This window comes from Reichenbachiella faecimaris, assembly GCF_900176375.1.
GTDB classification, from domain to species: Bacteria; Bacteroidota; Bacteroidia; order Cytophagales; family Cyclobacteriaceae; genus Reichenbachiella; species Reichenbachiella faecimaris.
Map to the genome: position 1 here is coordinate 885557 of NZ_FWYF01000001.1, position 22172 is coordinate 907728.

A 22172-nucleotide genomic window follows, 5' to 3' on the forward strand; every position below is an offset into this window, starting at 1 on the left:
ATTTAATCTTTTACTAATTTGGTTGTCCATCGTCCATGATCCGTCATTATCTGCAATAAATATGTTCCTCTTTGCAAATCTGAAGCATTAATAACTGGAGCAACTCCTTTGGTCACCTCTGATTTAATGGTCTTTCCAGCCAAAGTAAGTAATTGGATTGTATAAGCTTCAGTTTGAATATTTCCAACCCTCATCAATTTAAACGAATCTGTAAATGGATTAGGATAGACAGATAGTTCTACCCGTGAATCAGATATTGACAACGGAATTGAAGAGGAAACAATTTCGAATGTCCTTTCAATTGCCTCCGCTGACAGATAATATTCATCTCCAGATTGACTAGCCCTTATGGTCACAAATCCATCCTCTTTGAACAAAACTGTATTTCCTTCCAATTCAGCTGGTCCGGAAATATCATAAGTTACTAGTAATCCTGCAGTGCTTATCGCTGATAAAATGAGTGAAGAATTCTCAAGTGCAACATCTTCAATTTCATCAAAAACAATACTTTGCGCTTTTTTAAATAGCTCAAATGAATGACTCACACTTTGAGCTTCCAAATAATTCGAATTTCCGTCTTGAGTAGCAGTAACTTGAACATGTCCGTCGCCAATAAACTCTAAAGTACTTCCCTCTATGGTAGCAGCACCTATTACTTCATACGTAATGGGTAAACCAACATCTGAAGCAGCATCCAAAAGGAAAAACTCATCACCTACCCACATATCTTCTATTGAAGTAAAGGAAATTATCTGTTCTTTTTTAAATATATCAAATGAACGGCTCACACTTTGAGCTTCCAAGTAATTCGAATTTCCGTCTTGAGTAGCTGTAACTTGGACCTGTCCTACATCCGTAAATTCAAGCGCATTACCTACTATTTCAGCAGGGCCTACTACGTCATAAGAGATATTTAACCCCGATGACACCTTAGCATCTAGATTCACAAAATTATCTCCTATCCATTGACTTTCTATTTCGTTGAATGTAATTATTTGTGAAGCCTTTGTCACTTCTAAGACTCTAATAACCTCAGCTTCGTTGAATTCATCGTTTCCTTCCTGCTTGGCGGTAATTTGTGTAGTACCCAATCCTAGTATCAACAACTCATTCCCACCACTAATAACAGCTACATCTGCATTGCTACTGCTATATTCAATATCCAATCCTGACGTAGCGTCGGCATCTATGTCAAATGTAGAATTAATGTCCTCTGCATCTCTATTGGTTAGCTCAAATTCGATGGTTTGATCAGCTTTCAGAAAATGCCATCCAGAAACGTTCCCATTATCCCGAGAAGCATAGGCATTGAATGTAGCTCCACCCGTGACATCAATGTCTTTCAAGTCAACCAAGCCCACCTCTACCACCCCAGTCGCCTTTTCTATGGTAACAGCCATGTCTTCTGTATTGGACTTAATTGAAATACGACTATCATAAATACCAACTGCGGTCAAATTTTCAAAAGAGATATCAATGGCCGGGTCAATTTGTAATTCTACACCAGGCTGAATTTTTAAATTTTCAAATATTGGGCTGTGGGTTACAATGGAATGATTTTCTGCGATGATATACTCTTCAAAAAGAGAAGCAACAAACTCTTCCCTATCGATAATAGTCTCTCCATCAGCTCTATCTATGATCAATTTGGCACCTGGAGTAACAGTCCCCCCATTGTTGGCAGAGATGAATTTTACGTCTTTGGCATATATAGTCGAACCAGAAAAATCAAAACTGGCAGTTTGTAAAAAAACGGATTCAAACAAATTTGTATAGATTGGGTTCCCATTTGTTTTCACCAACGCATTGACATCTCCTCCGTTTCCCTCTAAGGATAGATTTTTGACACTTAAAGAATCTAAGAATGAGACAATTCCAGTTAAGGCTTGAATTCTTAAATCCGTCTCAGCCATGCTAGCTCCATTAGTGTCAAGCGCAAATTCATCTGACGAAGGTGGGCGAATGACAACTGACGGAATATCAAAATCCAACCCATGCTCCAATATTAAAGACCCACTAACGATTACCGCGCTAGTGCTTCCACGGTAGAAACGAGGTTCATTCGATCCTGACCAATCCATTTCAGGCACGTACAATATTCCTTCCAAATCAAAGGTAACGATCTGCCCCTTTTCGGAAAAAGAGTTCTCATCAAAAAAAACCTTATCAGTTTGGGATGGATAGGAAACGTGAAATTCATCTCCACCTGACGACGTAGCCCAATGATTTGAAAAGTCAGACCAATTACCCGACCCCCCAACCCAATAATGGTCACTTTGAGCAGTAGCAAGGAAGGAATAAAAGTTGGTGGCAAGTAAAGCCATAAGAATTTTTTTGATAATGTGTAGTTGCATTTTACAATAGTTTAGATTCTTAATAATCAGAAGAGTTTTTTGCTCTTATTACTATTGCAAATAGAGATATGAATCGGGAATTTTATAAAAATAGCATGTGTACATGTGGTAAGCAAGGGTCAAATTCAATCCTTCAAACTTCACTTCTCTTTCGAAAAACTTCACTAATCTGCCATTTTTGATGGATTCAATAAAATTCAATCATTAACTATCTTAGGATCATCAAACAAATGAGCAGAAAGTATATACCATCTCCAAGAGTGCAAAAAAATAGCCCATACATGTGATTTGCATGGGCTATTTTTGATTTCTTCGACCTTATTGACTAGGCAGCCATCTTGTATAGTTTCTTATACTCTCCAAAGGTGATCATGCGCTGAGCATCTTCATCCCAGAGTTTGTGATTCATATATTTAAGGCTTTCCCAAAACGTCACTATTGTTGTGTACTTGCTAAACTCTGGATTTTCTTTGATGCACTTAACCAGGTTATAATTCGGAATAGCCGAATACAAATGATGAATGTGATGCACACCAATATTACCAGTCAACCAATTGACCAATCCAGGTAATTTATAATAGGTACTGCCTTTCACTGCTGATACAAAATGATCCCAGTCGTTTTCCCATCTTTTGTACCCATCTTCATGCTGATGCTGTACAAAGAAAAACCAAATCGCAATGATTGAAAACAGATAGAGTACTGTCAAATAGGTGGCCAAAATTGCCTGCCAGTTGAATATCATACACAAGGCTACTACTCCACCAATCACCACAACATTATTGATCATCACACTCCAAAAAGCCCTGCTTTTTTTATTTTCTAAGACCACCAATGGCAATCTCATATTTCTTATAAAATAAATGATTGGGCCAATCATAAAAGTAACAATAGGAAATCTGAAAATTTGATATTTGACTCTGTCCCAAGTACCCATTTCCTGATATTCCTTTACTGTCAAGGTATTGATATCACCAATATCTCTGGTCTCCAGTTTACCATTATGATTGTGATGGAACGCATGAGCATCAGCCCAATATTCATACGGCATCGCGCTGAATATACTACACACAAAACCTATGGCATTTCTCCACTTCTTTGATTTCACAAAGGAATGATGACCGCAATCATGCTGAATGATAAATATTCGAACAAGGAAAAAAGCATTGACTATGCCCAATCCAAAAAATAAAAAAAGGTTATAAGAAAAAGCCCAATACATAGCAATCCAAATCGCTACAAACGGGATCATCGAATTACAAATTTGCCAAATTGCCTTCGTGTAAGACGTCTGCTTATATTTCTGCAGCGTCGCCATCATCTCCTTCGCAAAAGCTTTAATTTCAATGTCACTCATAAAATACTACTACAATTGTTTGATACTCTAAGGACAAGAAAGTCCAATATTTGTGACAAAGATCGTTAAAATTTTTCAGGCAGATAAAATTCATTCTTAATTAAGAGTAAAACCTAAGTCAAGAAGATAAGTTTGGGCTGATTTTTGTAAATGACCAAACAAACAAATTGAATACACATGAAAAAGTTAATCCTAATCCCTTTCTACCTTCTAACTATGGTAGCTGCTTTGGCTCAATTAAATGTTACTGGACAAGCTACTCTTTCCGTCACTCCCGAACGTACCATTATCACTTATTCAATTAATGAAACCAGAGACAGTTATGATGAAGCCATAGCTTTGATGACCAAAAGAATAGATGCACTGACAGCTTCTTTGACGAAAATAGGTTTTGACAAAGAAGAGATCAAAACTGCCAACTTTAATATTCGACAGAATAGAAAATACAGACAAGGCGAACCCAAAGGGGAAGAATATGTGGCTTCTCAAATGTTGGAGATTCGATTCAATCACTCTACCAAACGCCTACTAGAAGTGCTCAACAAAACAGCCTCTGACGAATCTGCCCCATCTGTATCTATCGCATTTGGTATGTCTGATGAACAGGAGGAAAAGGTAAAGAAACAACTGATGCAAATGGCAGTAGCAGATGCTAAGTCAAAAGCAGAAGTGCTTGCAGAAGCTACGGGATACAGCATAAAAGGCATAAAGGAAATCAACTATGGTAGCTCCAATAGTGGCCCTCGTCCCTACGCAGCCAATATGGGCATGATGAAAACATTCGCCGAAAGCGACATGTCCAACTTCGAAGCCAAAGATTTGACCATCAGCGACCAAGTGTTCATTTCCTATGAAATAGAGAAATAAAAATACCTTATAATTGTGGAAATAATAACTTAAAAAATAAATGAAAAGAACGAGTTTGGTTGTTGGTCTGTTAATTATTATCACCAATGGATACTCACAAACCCTTCAGGGAAACAACAATATTTCCACAACCTTCATTGGATTTCAGATTGGCTTAACATCATGCGAAATGACAGGTGAACAAATTAATCTTGAACTTGATAATTCAGGTGCAAGCTTTGTAAGGCAAAATGGGTTGGAAATTGCTTTTCGGGTAAAACATGAATTTAATAATTTGTTCTACTTTAAATCTGGGGTTGGGTTCTATCAAAAAAATGGTCATGTAGAGGGCAGTAGAGTGATTTACCCAACTCATGGACCATATAATTTTCTTCAAATACCAATTCTCATAGGAATACAACCTATTAACTTGGAAAGTTCAGCCTTCAAATTAGGACTGGAATCAGGATTTAGCTTAAATAGTTTAATTTCGACTGCTGATGATGTAACCATGGGAACCTATGGAGACTTTGATACAAAATCAATAGTACCTTCATTTCATTTGGGGGTAAACCTTGAAATCCCAATCAACAATAAAACATCATTCAATGCCAATTATCAATACTCTAAAGACTTGACATACTATTATAATAGAAGGCTTACATATACCCATATGGGAGAAGAAAAATTCAAAGATTATGATTTGTGGTTTAAATCTTACAGCATTTCCATTGGCTTCATATTTAAACTCAACAATGAACAGTAGATCAATAAAATACTGAAAAATTTATATTAAATCTTTTATGTTAAAGTGAGCCAGTTAACAATTTGGCAGGGTGTTGATGGGTTTGGGTTGTTCGTAAAAGTAATAAAAGAGCATTTTTTTTAGATCTGGTGAAAAAACAATTACCTTAAAGAAATGAAAAATCTACTCATTCCCTTTCTTTTTGTCCTTTGCCTTCAGGCAAATGCACAAGAAAACAAACCAACCATCGACGATCTTAATTTCCTTCGTGGCTACTGGGTGGGCGACGGATTTGGAGGCGTATCAGAAGAAGTGTGGATGCCTGCCTCACTCGGCAGAATGAATGGCATCTATAAGCACATGAAAGATGACCAAACCACCTTCATGGAGTTCATGGATATTTTCACAGTAAATGACACCATTAGATTGCGTCTTAAACATTTTAATCCAGACATGACAGGCTGGGAAGAAAAAGACAAATATGTCACCTTCACCCTTCAGTCCGTGGAACCCAATAAGGCTATTTTCAAAGGACTCATCTATGAATTGGTGGATCCCAATTATTTAAAAGTCTCATTGAAATTGAAACAAAAAGATGGCAGTGTAAATACTGAAGTATTCAACTTCAGAAGGAAAACGCTTTAGCATACCTGAGAGCCAGGCAGTTCGCTTGCTAGTCACAGGAATTTGACTACCTAAGAGCAAAAAATCTTGGCCAATCTGGCGTCTGACGTTAAATTCAACAACTAGCCAAAAAAATAAAGACATAATTTTTCTCTTCCAGAATTACAGGGACACATTTCCATTCTCTCAACAAACAACCCATTTTAATAAGAATTCTCTAATTATACATTGAATTGTTGTGCGGACTTCAAATTCAGCTATCTTTGCTTCACTTATCAAGAAAGACCGAGGGACTGGGCCCGTTGACGTCTTGGCAACATATCCAAAGCCGCAATACTGGATGTTGTGCCAACTCCCATTCTGAATGAATCATCATTTAGAAAAAGATAGGTTATCTCAATAAGATTTCTTTTTTGGTAAGTACTGTATCGGAATATTTCCGAGATGGTTCATCATAGTGTTTTGTCTATTGACCAACCACTATTCATTTTTAAACAAATTGAAGAATATGAATATTCTTGATATTCTAAAAGAAAGAATTTTAGTATTGGACGGCGCAATGGGCACCATGATTCAGCGGTATGGCTTGGAAGAAAAAGACTTTCGCAATGAAGAATTGAAAGACCATAATATCCCACTCAAAGGGAATAATGATTTGCTCTCTGTCACACGCCCAGAGATCATTAAAGAAATTCATGCAGCATACTTCGAAGCAGGTGCTGATATCATAGAAACAAATACATTTGGAAGTACCTGGGTGGCGCAAGCTGACTATGAGTTAGAAGACTGGGTGTACCGAATCAACTATGAATCTGCTAAAATTGCCAAAGAAGTAGCCGCTGAATTCACCACTAATAATCCTGACAAGCCAAGATTTGTAGCTGGATCAATGGGGCCTACAAACAGACTGGCATCCATGTCTCCAGACGTAAACGATCCAGGATTCCGAGCGATTACTTTCGATCAATTATTAGAGGCTTTTGGCGAACAAGCCAAAGCGTTGATTGATGGTGGTGTCGACATATTATTGGTAGAAACAATCACTGATACACTCAACAGCAAAGCTGCACTAATGGCAATAGACCAAATAGCAGAAGAAAGAGGTATTCGTATTCCAATTATGGTTTCTGGTACGATCACAGATGCCAGTGGCAGAATATTGTCAGGCCAAAATACTGAGGCTTTTCTGATTTCAGTCTCTCACTTGGATTTAATGAGTATTGGTTTGAATTGTGCTTTGGGTGCAAGAGAACTGAAACCATATCTAAGCACACTTTCCAGCAAATCGAATTTTAATATCAGTGCGCATCCTAACGCTGGATTGCCCAATGAATTTGGTGCTTATGATGAAACACCAGAAGACATGGTCGCTCAGATCAAAGAATTTTTAGACGACGGTTTGATCAACATCATTGGAGGGTGCTGTGGTACTACGCCCGAGCACATCAAAGCCATTGCCGAGTTGGCGGCTAAATACGAACCAAGAAAAATTGAAAGTGAACAACCAATGGTTGATAGTCAATAGTCGACAGATGAAAATGATTGTTCAATAAATAAACTGAGATGGGATTCAAGTTTGAAAAATTAGACGTCTGGAAAAAAAACATTGATCTCTCGATTGAGATTCATAATATGACCAAAAAATGGCCAAAAGAAGAGATCTATGTCTTGACTTCTCAAATCAAGCGGGCATCTGATTCGATCTCACTTAATCTCACAGAAGGAAGCACAGGACAATCCAATGCAGAATTTTCAAGATTCTTAGGTTATGCCATTCGTTCTGCTTTGGAAGTCGTCAATTGTTTATACCCAGGCAATGGCAGAGAACTAATTGATCAAAGAGAGTTTGACCAATTCTATGATAAGCTCACAGACATTGTCAAAATGTTACAAGGGCTAAGAAATTCACTCAAATGGCAAAAGAATCTATTGACTATGGACTATTAACTATGGACAAAATATAATGAACATACATCCAGACTACCCAGGCAGATACGAATACAAGTGGCATGACCTTGCCCCAATGAAACTGAGTGGACTCGAACCGCTCATAGTCACTCCTGACATGAATTTCATCAATGTGGGTGAGAGAACGAATGTAACTGGGTCTAGAAAATTCTTGAGACTCATAAAAGAAGAAAAATTTGAAGAAGCATTAGAAGTTGCTCGCAATCAAGTAGAAGGTGGTGCTCAAATCATTGATGTAAACATGGATGAGGGCATGTTGGATGGCATAGAGACCATGACCAATTTCCTCAACCTTATGGCTGCCGAACCAGACATTGCCCGAATACCTGTGATGATTGATTCTTCGAAATGGGAAATCCTAGAAGCAGGATTGAAGTGTACGCAAGGCAAGTCTGTGGTCAATTCCATTAGTTTAAAAGTAGGTGAAGAGGAGTTTATCCGACAAGCCAAACTCGTAAAGCAGTATGGTGCAGCCGTAATCGTCATGGCTTTTGATGAAGATGGCCAGGCAGACAATTACGAACGTAGAGTTGAGATCGTCAAGCGATCTTATGAGCTCATGGTGGGGCCAAAAATCAAATTCAGACCTGAAGACATTATCTTCGATTTGAACATATTCCCAGTGGCCACTGGGATGGATGAACATAGGACGAATGCACTTGACTTCTTTCAAGCTACACGCTGGGTTCGTGAAAATTTACCATCCGCACATGTAAGTGGCGGTGTGAGTAATGTGTCATTCTCTTTCCGTGGCAATAATCCAGTAAGAGAAGCCATGCACTCAGCTTTTCTTTATCACGCCATTGGACAAGGCATGGACATGGGAATTGTAAACCCTGCCATGCTAGAAGTATATGACGACATACCAAAGGACTTGTTGGAGCATGTAGAAGATGTACTTTTTGATAGACGAGAGGATGCAACCGAACGTCTGCTCAACTTTGCTGAAACAGTAAAAGGTGGCGATAAAATTGAAAAGAAAAATGATGAATGGCGACAACTTCCTGTGGCCAAAAGAATCGAACATGCTTTGGTAAAAGGCATTATAGAATTTATTGAAACTGACACAGAAGAAGCCAGACAATCTTTTGACAAGCCACTGCATGTGATAGAAGGACCTTTGATGGACGGTATGAATGTAGTTGGAGATCTTTTTGGAGAAGGAAAAATGTTTCTGCCACAAGTGGTAAAAAGTGCACGAGTCATGAAAAAAGCAGTGGCTTACCTGACTCCCTTCCTAGAAGCTGATAAGGCTGAAGGAGCAGCACAAAATGCAGGAACTGTACTGTTAGCTACTGTGAAAGGTGATGTCCATGATATTGGAAAAAACATTGTGGGGGTAGTCATGGCTTGCAACAATTACGAGATCATAGACATGGGTGTGATGGTACCCAATGAAAAAATCCTGGAAAAAGCCAAAGAAGTAAATGCCGATATTATTGGGCTAAGTGGTTTGATCACCCCATCCCTAGACGAAATGGTGGATTTTGCCAAATTGCTAGAGAAGGAAAAAACGACCTTCCCCCTACTCATTGGTGGAGCTACTACTTCGCGAATTCATACGGCAGTGAAAGTAGATCCGTGCTATAGTGGGCCAGTCGTTCATGTATTGGATGCCTCACGAAGTGTGCCTGTGGCAGGAGATTTATTAAATGAGAAGAAAGTAGCCTTTGTAGAAAAAACCAAGAAGGAATACGCCGAAGCTAGAGAAAATCATGCTTCCAGAACTAAGGCAAAGAATTACATCAAGTTTGAAGATGCCAAGGCCAATAACTATAAGATTGATTGGGAAAAGACTGCGATTCAAAAGCCAAATTTCATTGGAAATAAGACTTTCAATAATTTTCCTCTGGAAGAAATACGGAAATACATTGATTGGACGCCATTCTTTCAGACCTGGATGCTGAAAGGTAAGTACCCTAAAATATTGCAAGATGAAGTCATAGGCGAGCAAGCTACTGAGCTATACAATGCCGCCAATAAAATACTGGATGAAGTCATAGCCAAACGAAGCTTACAGGCCAATGGAGTCATTGGCATTTATCCAGCTGTCAATACCAATGGGGAAGACGTGAAAGTCTCGGATCGTTCTGGAAAAGAGCTGTCAACTTTTCATTTTCTGCGACAGCAAGGAAAAAAAGGAGCCAATATCGCCAATATGTCTTTGGCCGATTTTATAGCTCCTGAATCTACCAAGAAACAAGACTATTTGGGCGGATTTGTGGTCACTGCAGGCCTTGGTATAGAGAAATTGGTAGAGAAATATGAGCAGGAGCACGACGACTACAATGCCATTATGATCAAAGCCATAGCTGATCGTTTGGCAGAGGCCTTTGCTGAACTCATGCATGAGAAGGTCAGAAAAGAACTTTGGGGTTATGCCTCTGATGAAAAACTTGACAATGAGCATTTGATCTCAGAAAAGTACATGGGTATCCGACCAGCACCAGGCTATCCAGCTTGTCCTGATCATACCGAAAAACCGATCTTGTTTGGTCTATTGGATGCAGAAAACGAAACAGGAATTATACTAACAGAATCAAATGCCATGTATCCGGCAGCATCAGTGAGTGGTTTCTATTTTGCTCATGAAGAATCTAAATATTTTGGACTCGGTAAAATTGAAAAGGATCAAGTAGAGGATTATGCGAAAAGGAAGGGCATGACCTTGGAAGAAGTCGAAAAATGGCTTTCGCCTAACCTAAACTATAATTAGAATATTGAATAACCATGAAAGTAACTGAACATATAGCGAATGCAAAAGGCAACACGCTCTTTTCACTGGAAATTATTCCACCAAAAAAAGGAGAAAACATTCAAAACATCTTTGATCATTTAGATCCACTGATGGAGTTTAATCCACCTTTTATTGACGTGACCTATCATCGCGAGGAGTATGTTTACAAAAAACATCCGAATGGTCTCCTTGAGAAAAAGACCACCCGAAAAAGGCCTGGAACAGTGGGAATCTGTGCGGCATTGAAGCATAGATATGATGTAGATCCTGTGCCCCACATTATCTGTGGCGGATTTACCAAAGAGGAAACCGAAAATGCTTTGATCGATCTTAATTTCTTGGGGATTGACAATGTACTCGTGCTCCGTGGTGATGCGATCAAATCTGAGCCTAAGTTTACCCCAGAACCAGGAGGAAACGACTACGCCATCGATTTGCTTCATCAGGTAAAAGGCATGAATGAAGGCAAATACCTAGATGATGAAATGGAAAATGCCAATCCTACTGATTTTTGTATTGGTGTGGCAGGTTATCCCGAAAAGCATTTTGAGGCACCAAGCTTGAATTCTGACTTGAAATTCCTCAAACAAAAAGTAGATGCGGGCGCGAAATATATTGTGACCCAAATGTTTTTCGACAATCAAAAGTTTTTTGACTTCGAAAAGAAATGCAAGGAAATTGGCATTGATGTGCCTATTATCCCAGGGCTGAAACCATTCAAAACCAAAAGCCAACTAAGTGTACTGCCAAGTTTTTTCAAGATTGATTTGCCAGATGCTTTGGTAGATGCTGTCGAAAAATGCAAAGACAACAAAGAGGTACAAGAAGTGGGCATAGAATGGGGTATTCAGCAGTCTCAGGAGCTCAAGGCACATGGCGTACCCGTGTTGCACTACTACTCTATGGGAAAATCATCAAGTGTGCAGAAAATTGCAAAAGAGGTTTTTTGATTAAAATAAGAATCTGTGGTTCCAATTAAACCTTTTGATACTTCAGTAGTCTAACGAACTTTAAATCAAAAATTCTAAAGAAATGAAAGTATCAATGTTAAAAATGAGCGCACTTGTTGTAGGTGTATTCTTTTATTCTCAGACACAAGCACAGCCTCCACGTCCCGACAAAGAAGAAGTATTCGCCAAATTGGATGCCAGCAAAGACGGCAAGCTAGACAAGGAAGAATTCAAATCTGGGGCAGAAAAAAGAAAAGAAGACCTCAAGGAAAAGCGCGACCCAAGGAAGGCTTTCGACAAAATGGATGCTGACAAAAATGGCACCATTGAATATTCAGAATTCGAAAAAATGAGTGAAGCTCGTGAAGAAAGAAGATCTAAAAAAATGAATCCAGACTTACTCTTTGAAAAGATGGATACTGACTCAGACGGTTTTGTGAGCTTGGAAGAATTCAAAGCGCACAAAAGACCAGATCACAAGAAAAGAAAATAAAAATTATCGGTTTGATTTCACTCAGAGTTTCTCATTGAGAGCTCTGAGTATCAAATGAGTCTCCAGCATCACCCCCCTATCTCCTTCACCATTTTCAGTGAAATATAAGTCAGTCCAAAACCCACCACAGCAATAACCAACCATACCAGATATTTGTTGTTCCAGAATCCTGACTCTGCGACTTGATCTTCTTCTGGCTGAATAGCGACCACAGCCTGATGATTGATCCTGGTAAGATCACTAGGGATTTGATCAGCAAATTGCTTGAGATCATAGTCTGGCTTTCTCAATTGCTCATCACCAAAATTCAAAGTATACTTGGCAGACGGCAACAAGTCCACCACCACATACCTATTGAGATAAGCAGCTTGAATGGATTCTACAATGAGTGACTGATTGTCACGGTTATCTATTTCTAGCAAGAATTCCTTTCCCACAGTTCCCTCAAACGAAAGCTCATTTTTACTATTAGAATTCAAGTCAAAACTGCCTAATGATTCAAAATAGATATAACGCTTGTTTTGTTTATTCACCCCAGTTCGCTTCACCTTCACCCAGGCAGGTCTGAAAAAATATTCTGCGCCACTTACCGTAAACTGTAGTTGCTCCATATACATAGGCTCGGAGAAAGTCATCTTCACGTAAGAAACCTTGGCGCTATCCTTTTGTTCTATTCTAGGGCATTGGAATGAGGTGGTGAGGCCTTTCGCCTGCTGCATGTCATAATAGCCAACTTTGAGAATATTTATAGGCAAACGATAGTTGTCATTGATTTCCAATTTGAAATAGGCATAGTCGCTCAACGGGAAGTTTAGGATTTTCATTTCTGACGTCTCCTCCTCACTTCTCATAGCATGTAGCAAGTAGTTGTCTTTGATCACATACCAATTTTCCAAATCATTACTGCCGCTTAATCTTGCTCTTTTTTTTACGTCTGTATTCTTTACCAGAAAACTCACGTTATCAATTGCTTTTTTGTCTTTATTGCTAAAGATCAAGTACGAAATAGCATCCTCTTGATACTCCTTCTCTGTGATCTCATATTCCCTAAAAAGCGATTGAGTGGAAATTTCAGATTCCTTCCATACAAGATATGGCTGCTCCTCCCCAGCATGATCATATACCCTGAGATCAGACAAGTTTTTTTGAGTTTGCCCCAATAGTTCGGGCGACAGCACCACCTGATGGAAACCAGAGTCAGCCACTGTAGGTAGTGACGCTTCAAATTTGAAATCTTGCCCTTTGGCTTGTAGGCCTATCAATAGGCAGATCAGCCAACTAATTCTTTTTTTCATCATCTTGAATAATAAATTTTAGCTTCTGATATAGAAATGAGATCAATAACAAAATCACACCTAACAAGATGAAAGAAATGATTTTGCCTGTCGAATTTCCAGCCAGGTCATAAAAGAACAATTTAGCTATGGTGATGGTAAACACGACCAGTGAAGCCAATCTCAAAGGCTTCATTCTTAGCTTCATCCCCACTACCATCAGGATCAAAGCAGATAGCGCCCAGACCACAGGATATACGGATCGAACAGCTGCATCATAAGCTTCATACTCTTCCTTGCCAGAACCAAACTGATACAACATGGACAAATGTCCCACCTCAGCCGAACTGACAAACACGCCAATAAAAGCCAAAACCCAGAGTGAGACATGCCCTATTTTCGATTGGAAAGTATAGTTTTTTTGAATGTATTGATAAGCACTCATCAAGATCAACACAAACAGAATCAACATCACATAATGCCAGTAGAAACCTGTATTTAATCCGTCGTCCAAGATGTGAAAACTTATTGAATAATTGACCGCACTCAAATAATAGGTCAAATATGACCCCACAGCCAGAACGGACAGCCCAAAACTAGCCTTCTCCAGTAGCGCACTTGGCTTGGTACGTGCTACCATGACCACGAGCAATACATAAATGTAATTGTAGATACCCAGCAAGATGAGTCGCTTCGAAAGCACCCAATCCATACTTAAAAACTGATAATGAAGTTCGAAAGCAAATCCCAAATAGAAAACTAAAGCAAATAGCACTTGAATAGATGATTTTCTCCAGGTGAGTTGCATCCCTTTTATTTCAAAAGTCTCATCTGCCTTCATCAAAAACATTGACCCAATCAAAGAAGTCATGGCAACAAACGAGGCCATAAAAGCCTTATTTAAGAATATTTGGAGTACTACATAATCATATCGCGGATAGTAGTTTTGCTGCCAGTCCATCGTAAGACTAATCAACATCAAAATGGTAATGAGTGCAGAAGCAGCTTTCATCAATTGAATACCAGATTTTTGCGAAAGCCATAGCAGTAGCACGGCCTCCACTGCCCAGAATAGCGTGATGTAGTTGCCTTCCAACTGAATAGGCGCAATCAAACTGACAAAAGTCAATACCAGCCCTATCAATAAAAATAGTAGATTTTTGTCAATGTCCTTTCTTCGATAAAGCACAAAGGCAAAACCGAAATTGAAAATAGCCACCAGTGCTGTAAACAAACCACTCAATAGGCCTTCTTTGTAACCCTGCACCAATCCAAGCCCTAATCCAAAGTACAAGCTGGAATTTGTCAAAAGCATCATAATTTCAGGATACTTGAATTTCCTGCTATTCTTCACGTTGTAGATAATCGTCATCAAAAAGAAGATCAAGTAGAAAGCTGTCAGAAATAAAAACAGAGGAAATCTGGTTTCATCCTGATTGTCTATAAACTTGGTAAAATAAACTCCAAGAAAGAGCAAATAGGTAAACCCGTATGCCAAATAGTTGATCACGTTCCACTTCTTGAAGTACACCAGGGCCAACATACCAATATCTAAAATCAATATGTAGGTGAGTAGTACACTGAAATTGCCTGAGCCTGTACTTACAAAAAAGGGCGTACCAAAACCACCTATGATAGCCAATACGGCCAGTTCCTTACGATCATAAGCAACAGAAAGCAGCACACCAAAGGCTGTAATAAATACCATAATAATGAAGGCAGCCGTCTGAGGGATCAATGCATATTCATGAAACGCCAAAGCAATGGTGAAATACAAAACAGCCAAAGCACCACCAACCAGAATAGAACTAAACTTACTAAACGAGGTGCGCATATAATGCGCCAATCCTATCATGCCACCACCTATCAATATCCCAATCGCCACCCGCATGCTCTCGGAAATTACTTCATTGTCAATACCCAGTTTGACAAGAAATCCCATGCCAATCACAAAAATCACAATACCGATTTTGCTCAATAGGTTTTCTCCAATGAATTTCTCCAAATCTGGATTGCGCTCCATGAAAGATGGCCTTGGTGGTTTGCTCACCACCTTCCTTTTTGGCCGAACGGCAGCAGCTTTTGGCGCCTGGGATTGTGCGATCAATTCCTTCACAGGGTCAGGCACTTTTTCTTTCACCACCTCTTTGGGTGGCTCTACAGCAGGCTTTGGTTTCTCTACCACAGGCTGTTTCACTGATTTTGGCTGCCTGCCGTCCATTTCGCCCAATACTTCATCGTGGATGTGTTTGACTCTGGTATCTATTTTGTCAATCCTATCCATCAGCCTGACCACCATGATCAAGAGTACAATTAATAACAGTATGATAAATCCTTCCATTCAGTCAGTGGTTTCTTTTTATGGGATCACCCAAAACTTAAAGCCCGACAATTTAACTTTTTCTTTGATCTTGTGACAAAAAATAGGCTCCCATTCATCTAGTTATCTAATATTCATACAATGAATAGAAGCTTATCTCTTCCGCATTTACAAAATGTGACAACCAGTGCTGGTGAAAAAATTGTTGAGGGGTGTGGCGAAAAGTCCCTGAACGTTTAAGTTTTCTTGACTTTTACCACTTCGGCAAACCGATACTTTTATCAAGAAAAAGTATGAGTCTCCAAGGTTTGAATGGTGGACAATCCAGACCATACTATCTTCTTAAACTTTCAATGACTTATAACAGGCTATGAAGATGACATTGCCGATCAATTCTACCATTTATATCGCTAGCTTTGCGCCTATATTCATGTAAGTACCTATGGAAAAGTTTTCTTCGAGCAATCTGCATCTCAATATCAAAAAAGCCCTGGCAGAAAAAGGCATTGACGTCCCCAGTGAGATACAAGCCAAGACGATTCCTGTCCTCATGAGCCATGAAGGCGATTTTATTGGTAGATCAGCCACTGGCACTGGAAAAACTTACGCCTATGGTGCACCACTGCTTTCGCGAATTGACTCTTCTGTTGGCAAGGTGCAAGCTGTTGTATTGGTGCCTACCCGAGAATTGTGTGAGCAAGTGGGCAAAGAGCTGACTTTTCTATCGAAATACATCCCCAATCTCAAAACAGAATCTATCTATGGAGGTGTATCACTCAAGACACAAATCCACGATTTGAGCAATGGCACCCATATCGTAGTGGCTACGCCTGGCCGTCTGATGGATTTGGTTCAGCGCCATGTAGTGCATTTAGAAACATTGAAATATGTGGTGTTTGACGAAGCAGACGAAATGCTTTTCAAAGGATTTCAAGGGGACATTGATAAGATTTTGGCGACGGCCAATCGTACCTATTCCACCTGGTTGTTCTCGGCCACTATGCCAGATGAAGTCAATCATCTGATTAAAAAATATCTAAATAAGGACCTGATCAAAGTTTTGGTGGGCAAGGCTGAAACTCCAAACACTGGAATTCAGCACCAGTTGATCGAGCTGGCGGCCGAACAAAAACTGGATGTACTGCTCCAGTTTCTCAAAAAATACAACCAGGAAAAAAGCATCATCTTTTGCCGAACCAAATCTGGCGTGCAAAAGCTATACAAGCAGCTATCAGCCAACAAATTCAGTTGTGGAGCCATCCATGGAGATTTGCCACAAGGCCTTCGCAACAAAGTCATGGATCAGTTCAAAGCTGGCAGTATCAGTACACTGATTGCTACTGATGTAGCTTCTAGAGGTGTGGATGTGGATAGCATAGGCATTGTTTTCCAATATCACATGCCAGATACCAAGGAGTCCTATACGCACAGAAGTGGTCGTACTTCTCGTGCTGGCAAAACTGGAATTAGCCTGACTTTCATCTTTCCAGAAGAAAGAGAAAAATGGAATGAGATACAGAAAGGTTTAGACCTTAAGTTTAAAACCCTGCCTGTACCTAGTGCCAAGGATCAGCTGGTGGGCAAAGCAATGGTTTGGGCGCAAAAGGTTGCAAAATCTAAACCTGTGGGTGATAAACTGGATACTGCTACCAAACAAGAATTCAAAGATCAACTGAAGCATTTGTCAAAAGAGGAGTTGCTAGAAAAACTATTGGCGACTTACTTAAGAGAGCAACAGGGATGACGTTTTCGTCATTGCGAGAAGACTCTTTTGTCGTCAGGCTTTGAATCGACGTAGCAATCCCGTTCGGCCTTCTTCTGCACCTAATGATACGCAGACCAAAAGGGTGGTAACGAGAGAAATCTCATCGTACTGATTAAATGGTGATGATATTTCTCACATCCGTTCGAAATGACAAAAAAACTATAATTCTAGATAGAATAAACATAAAAATGGGAGGCAAAAAGAAACAGGAAAAATCAATACCCAAACTACATGTGCGAAACAAGCACACTGGGCGATATGACTTCAATGCTTTGACAGGTGCCCTGCCCGAACTAGCCGAACATATCCGTCCCAACCTACACGGCGACGACTCCATTGATTTTGCAAATCCAGACAGTGTAAAGATCCTAAACAAAGCGCTGCTTAAACTTCAATACGAAGTCGAAGGCTGGGACATTCCTGACGGTTATCTCTGCCCTCCTATTCCCGGGCGAGCCGACTACATCCACCATATCGCGGACTGGCTTTGCAGTCACAATTATGGTAAGATTCCTACTGGTGAGAAGATCACCTGCTTGGATATTGGTGTAGGTGCGAGCTGCATCTACCCGATCATTGGACAGAAAGAATATGGCTGGCGGTTTATCGCTTCTGACATAGATGCAAAGTCCATGGCTTCTTCACAAAAGATTGCAGACCAAAACCCAACACTGAATGGGAAAATAGAATTTCGTTTGCAAACTGAACCCAAGGACATCATCTATGGCATACTCACCAAAGAAGAACGTGTAGACCTCACCATCTGCAATCCTCCCTTCCACGCTTCAGCAGAAGAAGCGCAAAAAGGCTCACTACGAAAAGTGAACAATCTGAATAAAGAAAAGACTAAAAAGGCAACACTCAACTTTGGAGGGCAAACCAACGAGCTCTGGTGTGAGGGTGGTGAAAGAAAATTCATCCGAGAGCTGGTGCGTCAGAGCAGTAAGTTTCCTGAGTCTTGCTTCTGGTACTCTTCATTGGTTTCCAAGCAGTCCAATCTCAAAGGCATCTACGAGGCACTGGAAAAGGTCAAAGCCACGATTGTCCATACCCTCCCCATGGGTCAAGGCAACAAATCCAGCCGTATCGTGACTTGGACCTTCCTCACCAAAGCACAACAGAAAGCGTGGAAGGATCTGAAGTGGAATGACAGGAAGAAGTAATTGATATTAACTATTTTGCAGGAAAACACTGAACGTATATCACGCACCAGTGCGTGATATACGAATGTTAGGCTTCAGTGAGGTAGCGCAAAAATCAACACATGGATGACGAGTCTAGATTTCTTCAAAGTTTAATTTTCTACAACCAAGCCTGTGGTGTAAAAGACTTAGATCAGGACTCCAAAAAAATTAAGAAGATAACGAAAATTAAGGGCGATATTCCTATTGCTCTACTAGGGTTGTTGCGTGAACTGTCTTTTGCTAAACCGCCTTATTATTGGAATCGAACTGTGGCAGACGAGGTTGAGGTAAACCTAAATCAACTATTGGATAATGGATTTACACCTTTTGAAAATGGATTTGAGAACTCCACGGTAGAGTTTTTTGAAGCAATTCGGGCCTTCGAAAATATAACAAAAGGAATTTCGGAGATTAGACATGTAGCCTTCGAAGAGTCGTTCAAAACCACTCTTTTTAGGAATCCTGCATTCGCTCAGATTTGTGAAGATTTATTGATGAATCTATTTCGAGTTATTAAAAACATTGTGGACGAATATTCCGAAAAAGACTATTCCAACCTTAACACGCTCGGACAAATACTTCCTTGTCTTTCAAAAAATGGATTTAACTGTTCAACAGAAATTAACTTAAACCTAAGAAATGCTGTAAACCATGGGAATGTTTTTGTTGATGGAGACACCATAAGTTACCGCTATGGCAAATCTCCAAAGACATACGAAAATTCCTCAATGAAATATTGGGAATATGACCGCATTATAGATGACAGCTACGACATAGGTTGTGGTATTTTGGTTGGTTTTCTAAGAGTGCTTGCTAGCAACCCTGAAATTATAATTAAGCACTTTCAGAGCTCCAAAGTGAATTCACAACAATGGTTTCGCTTGATGTATAAAAACCCCAAAGCTCATATCAAATACCTGGATGAAGCTCAACTAAATCAACCTCAATTGAATGTCAATATTCACACTACAATTGAAGATAAAAATCATTTGGTTTTCGCTTTAATTGAACTGGCAAAAGGGGCTTCAATTCAATTCCCTGATTATGATAGATATTTAGTAGGTTTCACACATAATCGTAGTTCATCTGGATTTATCAGACTAGCAAGTAATGATTTGAATCTTACTGATGATGTGGCTGAACTTTATAAGAAACTGATCGATACTCAGGATATTTTGATCATGCCCATTATGGAGACTGAGATCAATGAAAATGCTTATAAATATCACTTCTTCCCTAAGCTGGATTCCAAGCATTATGAAGTTTTGGACATCAAGGACTGTAGTATTGAGAATTTTAAAAGAGTGAAAGCAAAAGTGCTTCTGAATGAACGATTCAGCAAAAAAGACATCAGAACTTTGGTAGAACGAATTGTTGGCGAGATGCTACAATTAAAAACGCCACAAAACCCGTATGAGGTAACTAAATTCGGAGAAACACAGGCAGATATCGTTTTCTTAAACGTATTTGTGAACAATCCAGATCGCAGGAAATTCGACCTTTTTCCAAATAATACAGCGTTCGTTTGTTCTGCACATTATTATCGAGATAACAGTTGTCCAAGGTTAAAAGATGGAGGAGTAATGGCCTCCTTGTGGAATTCTTATAAAAAGGAGAAAATTGGCACGAATATACAATTAGCTTGGAACCCGAACTATAAACCGAAAGCCTAACAGACACTATCATCCATAAGCTAACTGAGCTATTTGCAAGGGCTAGTGCGATGAGATACTTTTATAGATATTTGAAAAGTCCAGCTTACAGGTGATAGTTGGACGTTGTAGGGAAAGAGCATATTTGTATATAATACCAATATTTGGTACTTTTGGGTATGAGTAAAAACACATCCATATCGCTTGGAAACTATTTCGATGAATTTGTTCAACACAGCATTTCAGACGGCAGATATAAGAACGTAAGTGAAGTTATTCGAGCTGGACTAAGACTGCTCGAAGAAGAAGAAAAAAAAGTCATCGCCCTCAAGGCAGCTATTCAAAAAGGAATGGATAGCCAGAGAGTAGAAAACTTTGACTTTGATGAACACTTAACGTCTCTGAAAGCTAATCGAGCAAAAAATGGCTAAACTCGCATTGAGACAGGAAGCCATCAACGACCTTTCTGATATTTGGGAATACACCTCAGAAACTTGGTCTGAAAACCAAGCGGATAAATACTATCAAGCAATTAAGTCTGCTTGCATAGATATTTCGAACAAACCCAACATTGGAAAACCATATAATGAAATATCATCTCAGATTTTGGGTTACAGTATTAACAAGCACATCATTTTTTATCACGAGAGCTCAGCAGAAGAAATAGAAGTAGTAAGAATTCTGCACGAAAGAATGGATTTAAAACCACACCTAAAATAAATCCATATAACATGGTGTAGGCATGAATGCCCTTACGAGCTTTCCGAATCAATGCCAGAATCAGCACCATCGCTCCTCGCGGAAACTCTAGAATACCGATAACGCATTCGTGATTTCCACAGCAATCCAAACTTGGGCTAATGGCTAAACAAGCTTTTGTGGTTGTGCGCGGATCGGCTATCTTTCTGCTTTAATCAAGCTGTGAGGGCACATCGTCCTACACAGGCGAGTTATGATCAATGCCTTTATTGAACTCTGAACGTAACATTTCGTATATTTGTCTTATGGTAACAGTAATAAAAAAAGGCACTCCAATACAAGAGCAACTCCAGAAGTTGAATGAAGTAGTATCCAAGGAAAACAAGGGTATTTCGGCAACTAAGTACAGCGGAATACTTAAAGACAAAATAGACCCAATCAATTACCAGTCGAACTCAAGAAATGATTGGAAATAAGCTTTTTGTTGACACCAACATTCTAATTTATCTTCTTAATGGCGACCCGGAAATCACACAAATTCTTGATGGCAAGCAACTAGTAATATCTGTAATCACTGAACTTGAATTACTGGCAGTACCGAACTTATCAACTGAAGAACAGTCTTTGATTGAGCAACTGATCAGCGAATGTCAAGTGCTCAACATCAACTCAGGTATCAAGAAAGTAACTATAGAATTTCGGAAATCAAGAAAACTGAAACTACCTGACGCAATTGTAGCGGCATCATCTTTTTACAGCAAATTACCTTTGCTCACCGCAGATAAAGCATTTGACAAAGTTGAAGAATTAGATGTAATCATTTATTCGGCTGAATAAAGATCATAACATGCTGTGATGAAATCATGCTTTGATAGTGCTAGACGAAAGTTTCATGCATTCGGGAAGCCCTGCCAATTCTGCGAATTGGCCTATTGAGAAATAAAAAAGGTAATAGCCCACTTCGCAGAGTTGGCTATTTAGTAGACGAAACATTATCTTCACAAAAACGCACGATTCATACAGAGGCGTCATGGTCAATTAGATTCAGCAAAAAAATAAGTCAACCAGTTTTTCATACAGCGTCAAAAAATCTTGGAACTTATCTACAGTACATTTAGTTAGGCGTATGTCCAGCTATTCGAGACGAAAGATCAACCAATCTGTCCATGTCACGTTGGGCATAGTTTACATTAATACGAACCAT

Annotated in this window: 19 protein-coding genes and 1 riboswitch; of the genes, 15 read left to right on the top strand and 4 right to left on the bottom strand. The window is 39.4% G+C overall.

The annotated features are described in order from the left end of the window. Positions 1-2: 2 nt before the first annotated feature. Both B9A58_RS03760 and B9A58_RS03765 read right to left on the bottom strand, forming a co-directional pair. Positions 3-2354, bottom strand: a complete 2352-nt coding sequence (locus B9A58_RS03760) for a T9SS type A sorting domain-containing protein (protein ID WP_084371080.1) — start codon at positions 2352-2354, stop codon at positions 3-5. 325 nt (positions 2355-2679) lie between these two features. Continuing rightward, a complete protein-coding gene (locus B9A58_RS03765; protein WP_221407806.1) occupies positions 2680-3606 on the bottom strand; it encodes a fatty acid desaturase in 927 nt (308 codons plus the stop codon). 282 nt (positions 3607-3888) lie between these two features. Between B9A58_RS03765 and B9A58_RS03770 the strand changes: the two genes are divergently transcribed. The 8 genes from B9A58_RS03770 (at position 3889) to B9A58_RS03805 (ending at position 12074) form a co-directional block, all read left to right on the top strand. Further along, positions 3889-4578, top strand: a complete 690-nt coding sequence (locus B9A58_RS03770) for an SIMPL domain-containing protein (protein WP_084371082.1) — start codon at positions 3889-3891, stop codon at positions 4576-4578. Positions 4579-4618: 40 nt separating this feature from the next. After that, positions 4619-5323 carry a hypothetical protein gene (locus tag B9A58_RS03775; RefSeq protein WP_084371083.1) on the top strand — a complete coding sequence of 235 codons (705 nt, stop codon included), beginning with the start codon at positions 4619-4621 and terminating at the stop codon, positions 5321-5323. 153 nt (positions 5324-5476) lie between these two features. Further along, positions 5477-5947, top strand: a complete 471-nt coding sequence (locus B9A58_RS03780; RefSeq protein WP_084371084.1) for a DUF6265 family protein — start codon at positions 5477-5479, stop codon at positions 5945-5947. A 248-nt stretch (positions 5948-6195) separates the two neighbouring features. After that, positions 6196-6319, top strand: a riboswitch (SAM riboswitch). A gap of 115 nt (positions 6320-6434) precedes the next feature. After that, the gene (locus B9A58_RS03785; protein ID WP_084371085.1) at positions 6435-7451 is read left to right on the top strand and encodes a homocysteine S-methyltransferase family protein; all 1017 of its coding nucleotides are present in this window, start codon (positions 6435-6437) and stop codon (positions 7449-7451) included. A 38-nt stretch (positions 7452-7489) separates the two neighbouring features. After that, complete coding sequence (locus B9A58_RS03790) at positions 7490-7873, top strand: four helix bundle protein (protein ID WP_084371086.1); 384 nt, start codon at positions 7490-7492, stop codon at positions 7871-7873. 16 nt (positions 7874-7889) lie between these two features. Next, positions 7890-10610, top strand: coding sequence for a methionine synthase (gene metH / locus B9A58_RS03795; protein WP_084371087.1), 2721 nt, complete (start codon positions 7890-7892; stop codon positions 10608-10610). A gap of 14 nt (positions 10611-10624) precedes the next feature. Next, positions 10625-11581, top strand: coding sequence for a methylenetetrahydrofolate reductase [NAD(P)H] (metF, locus tag B9A58_RS03800; RefSeq protein ID WP_084371088.1), 957 nt, complete (start codon positions 10625-10627; stop codon positions 11579-11581). A gap of 82 nt (positions 11582-11663) precedes the next feature. Beyond that, positions 11664-12074 carry an EF-hand domain-containing protein gene (locus B9A58_RS03805; RefSeq protein ID WP_084371089.1) on the top strand — a complete coding sequence of 137 codons (411 nt, stop codon included), beginning with the start codon at positions 11664-11666 and terminating at the stop codon, positions 12072-12074. Positions 12075-12142: 68 nt separating this feature from the next. Here B9A58_RS03805 and B9A58_RS03810 read toward each other — a convergent pair whose 3' ends face one another. Continuing rightward, entirely contained in the window at positions 12143-13372 is a 1230-nt protein-coding gene (locus tag B9A58_RS03810) for a DUF3999 family protein (protein WP_139793731.1), read from the bottom strand. Next, complete coding sequence (locus tag B9A58_RS03815; RefSeq protein ID WP_084371091.1) at positions 13353-15689, bottom strand: DUF2339 domain-containing protein; 2337 nt, start codon at positions 15687-15689, stop codon at positions 13353-13355. The genes B9A58_RS03810 and B9A58_RS03815 overlap by 20 nt, the downstream gene beginning before the upstream one ends. A 421-nt stretch (positions 15690-16110) precedes the next feature. Here B9A58_RS03815 and B9A58_RS03820 point away from each other — a divergent pair, with 421 nt between their 5' ends. From B9A58_RS03820 to B9A58_RS03845, 7 genes are all read left to right on the top strand, one after another. Continuing rightward, positions 16111-17412, top strand: a complete 1302-nt coding sequence (locus tag B9A58_RS03820; RefSeq protein ID WP_084371092.1) for a DEAD/DEAH box helicase — start codon at positions 16111-16113, stop codon at positions 17410-17412. A gap of 209 nt (positions 17413-17621) precedes the next feature. After that, a complete protein-coding gene (gene rlmF, locus B9A58_RS03825) occupies positions 17622-18596 on the top strand; it encodes a 23S rRNA (adenine(1618)-N(6))-methyltransferase RlmF (RefSeq protein ID WP_084371093.1) in 975 nt (324 codons plus the stop codon). Positions 18597-18697: 101 nt separating this feature from the next. After that, complete coding sequence (locus B9A58_RS03830; RefSeq protein ID WP_084371094.1) at positions 18698-20290, top strand: hypothetical protein; 1593 nt, start codon at positions 18698-18700, stop codon at positions 20288-20290. 158 nt (positions 20291-20448) lie between these two features. Then, positions 20449-20700, top strand: coding sequence for a type II toxin-antitoxin system ParD family antitoxin (locus tag B9A58_RS03835; protein ID WP_084371095.1), 252 nt, complete (start codon positions 20449-20451; stop codon positions 20698-20700). Beyond that, positions 20693-20989, top strand: a complete 297-nt coding sequence (locus tag B9A58_RS03840; RefSeq protein WP_084371096.1) for a type II toxin-antitoxin system RelE/ParE family toxin — start codon at positions 20693-20695, stop codon at positions 20987-20989. The genes B9A58_RS03835 and B9A58_RS03840 overlap by 8 nt, the downstream gene beginning before the upstream one ends. A gap of 284 nt (positions 20990-21273) precedes the next feature. Beyond that, positions 21274-21444 carry a hypothetical protein gene (locus tag B9A58_RS20305; RefSeq protein WP_176214669.1) on the top strand — a complete coding sequence of 57 codons (171 nt, stop codon included), beginning with the start codon at positions 21274-21276 and terminating at the stop codon, positions 21442-21444. Next, positions 21431-21805 carry a type II toxin-antitoxin system VapC family toxin gene (locus B9A58_RS03845; protein WP_084371097.1) on the top strand — a complete coding sequence of 125 codons (375 nt, stop codon included), beginning with the start codon at positions 21431-21433 and terminating at the stop codon, positions 21803-21805. Before B9A58_RS20305 ends, B9A58_RS03845 begins: the two co-directional genes overlap by 14 nt. The last annotated feature ends 367 nt before the right edge of the window (positions 21806-22172 follow it).

What these genes read in the sequence shown, in the direction of transcription:
- B9A58_RS03760 (WP_084371080.1), bottom strand. Translation starts at nt 2,354, where the DNA reads ATGCAACTACACATTATCAAAAAAATTCTTATGGCTTTACTTGCCACC.
- B9A58_RS03765 (WP_221407806.1), bottom strand. Translation starts at nt 3,606, where the DNA reads ATGATCCCGTTTGTAGCGATTTGGATTGCTATGTATTGGGCTTTTTCT.
- B9A58_RS03770 (WP_084371082.1), top strand. Translation starts at nt 3,889, where the DNA reads ATGAAAAAGTTAATCCTAATCCCTTTCTACCTTCTAACTATGGTAGCT.
- B9A58_RS03775 (WP_084371083.1), top strand. Translation starts at nt 4,619, where the DNA reads ATGAAAAGAACGAGTTTGGTTGTTGGTCTGTTAATTATTATCACCAAT.
- B9A58_RS03780 (WP_084371084.1), top strand. Translation starts at nt 5,477, where the DNA reads ATGAAAAATCTACTCATTCCCTTTCTTTTTGTCCTTTGCCTTCAGGCA.
- B9A58_RS03785 (WP_084371085.1), top strand. Translation starts at nt 6,435, where the DNA reads ATGAATATTCTTGATATTCTAAAAGAAAGAATTTTAGTATTGGACGGC.
- B9A58_RS03790 (WP_084371086.1), top strand. Translation starts at nt 7,490, where the DNA reads ATGGGATTCAAGTTTGAAAAATTAGACGTCTGGAAAAAAAACATTGAT.
- metH (WP_084371087.1), top strand. Translation starts at nt 7,890, where the DNA reads ATGAACATACATCCAGACTACCCAGGCAGATACGAATACAAGTGGCAT.
- metF (WP_084371088.1), top strand. Translation starts at nt 10,625, where the DNA reads ATGAAAGTAACTGAACATATAGCGAATGCAAAAGGCAACACGCTCTTT.
- B9A58_RS03805 (WP_084371089.1), top strand. Translation starts at nt 11,664, where the DNA reads ATGAAAGTATCAATGTTAAAAATGAGCGCACTTGTTGTAGGTGTATTC.
- B9A58_RS03810 (WP_139793731.1), bottom strand. Translation starts at nt 13,372, where the DNA reads ATGATGAAAAAAAGAATTAGTTGGCTGATCTGCCTATTGATAGGCCTA.
- B9A58_RS03815 (WP_084371091.1), bottom strand. Translation starts at nt 15,689, where the DNA reads ATGGAAGGATTTATCATACTGTTATTAATTGTACTCTTGATCATGGTG.
- B9A58_RS03820 (WP_084371092.1), top strand. Translation starts at nt 16,111, where the DNA reads ATGGAAAAGTTTTCTTCGAGCAATCTGCATCTCAATATCAAAAAAGCC.
- rlmF (WP_084371093.1), top strand. Translation starts at nt 17,622, where the DNA reads ATGGGAGGCAAAAAGAAACAGGAAAAATCAATACCCAAACTACATGTG.
- B9A58_RS03830 (WP_084371094.1), top strand. Translation starts at nt 18,698, where the DNA reads ATGGATGACGAGTCTAGATTTCTTCAAAGTTTAATTTTCTACAACCAA.
- B9A58_RS03835 (WP_084371095.1), top strand. Translation starts at nt 20,449, where the DNA reads ATGAGTAAAAACACATCCATATCGCTTGGAAACTATTTCGATGAATTT.
- B9A58_RS03840 (WP_084371096.1), top strand. Translation starts at nt 20,693, where the DNA reads ATGGCTAAACTCGCATTGAGACAGGAAGCCATCAACGACCTTTCTGAT.
- B9A58_RS20305 (WP_176214669.1), top strand. Translation starts at nt 21,274, where the DNA reads ATGGTAACAGTAATAAAAAAAGGCACTCCAATACAAGAGCAACTCCAG.
- B9A58_RS03845 (WP_084371097.1), top strand. Translation starts at nt 21,431, where the DNA reads ATGATTGGAAATAAGCTTTTTGTTGACACCAACATTCTAATTTATCTT.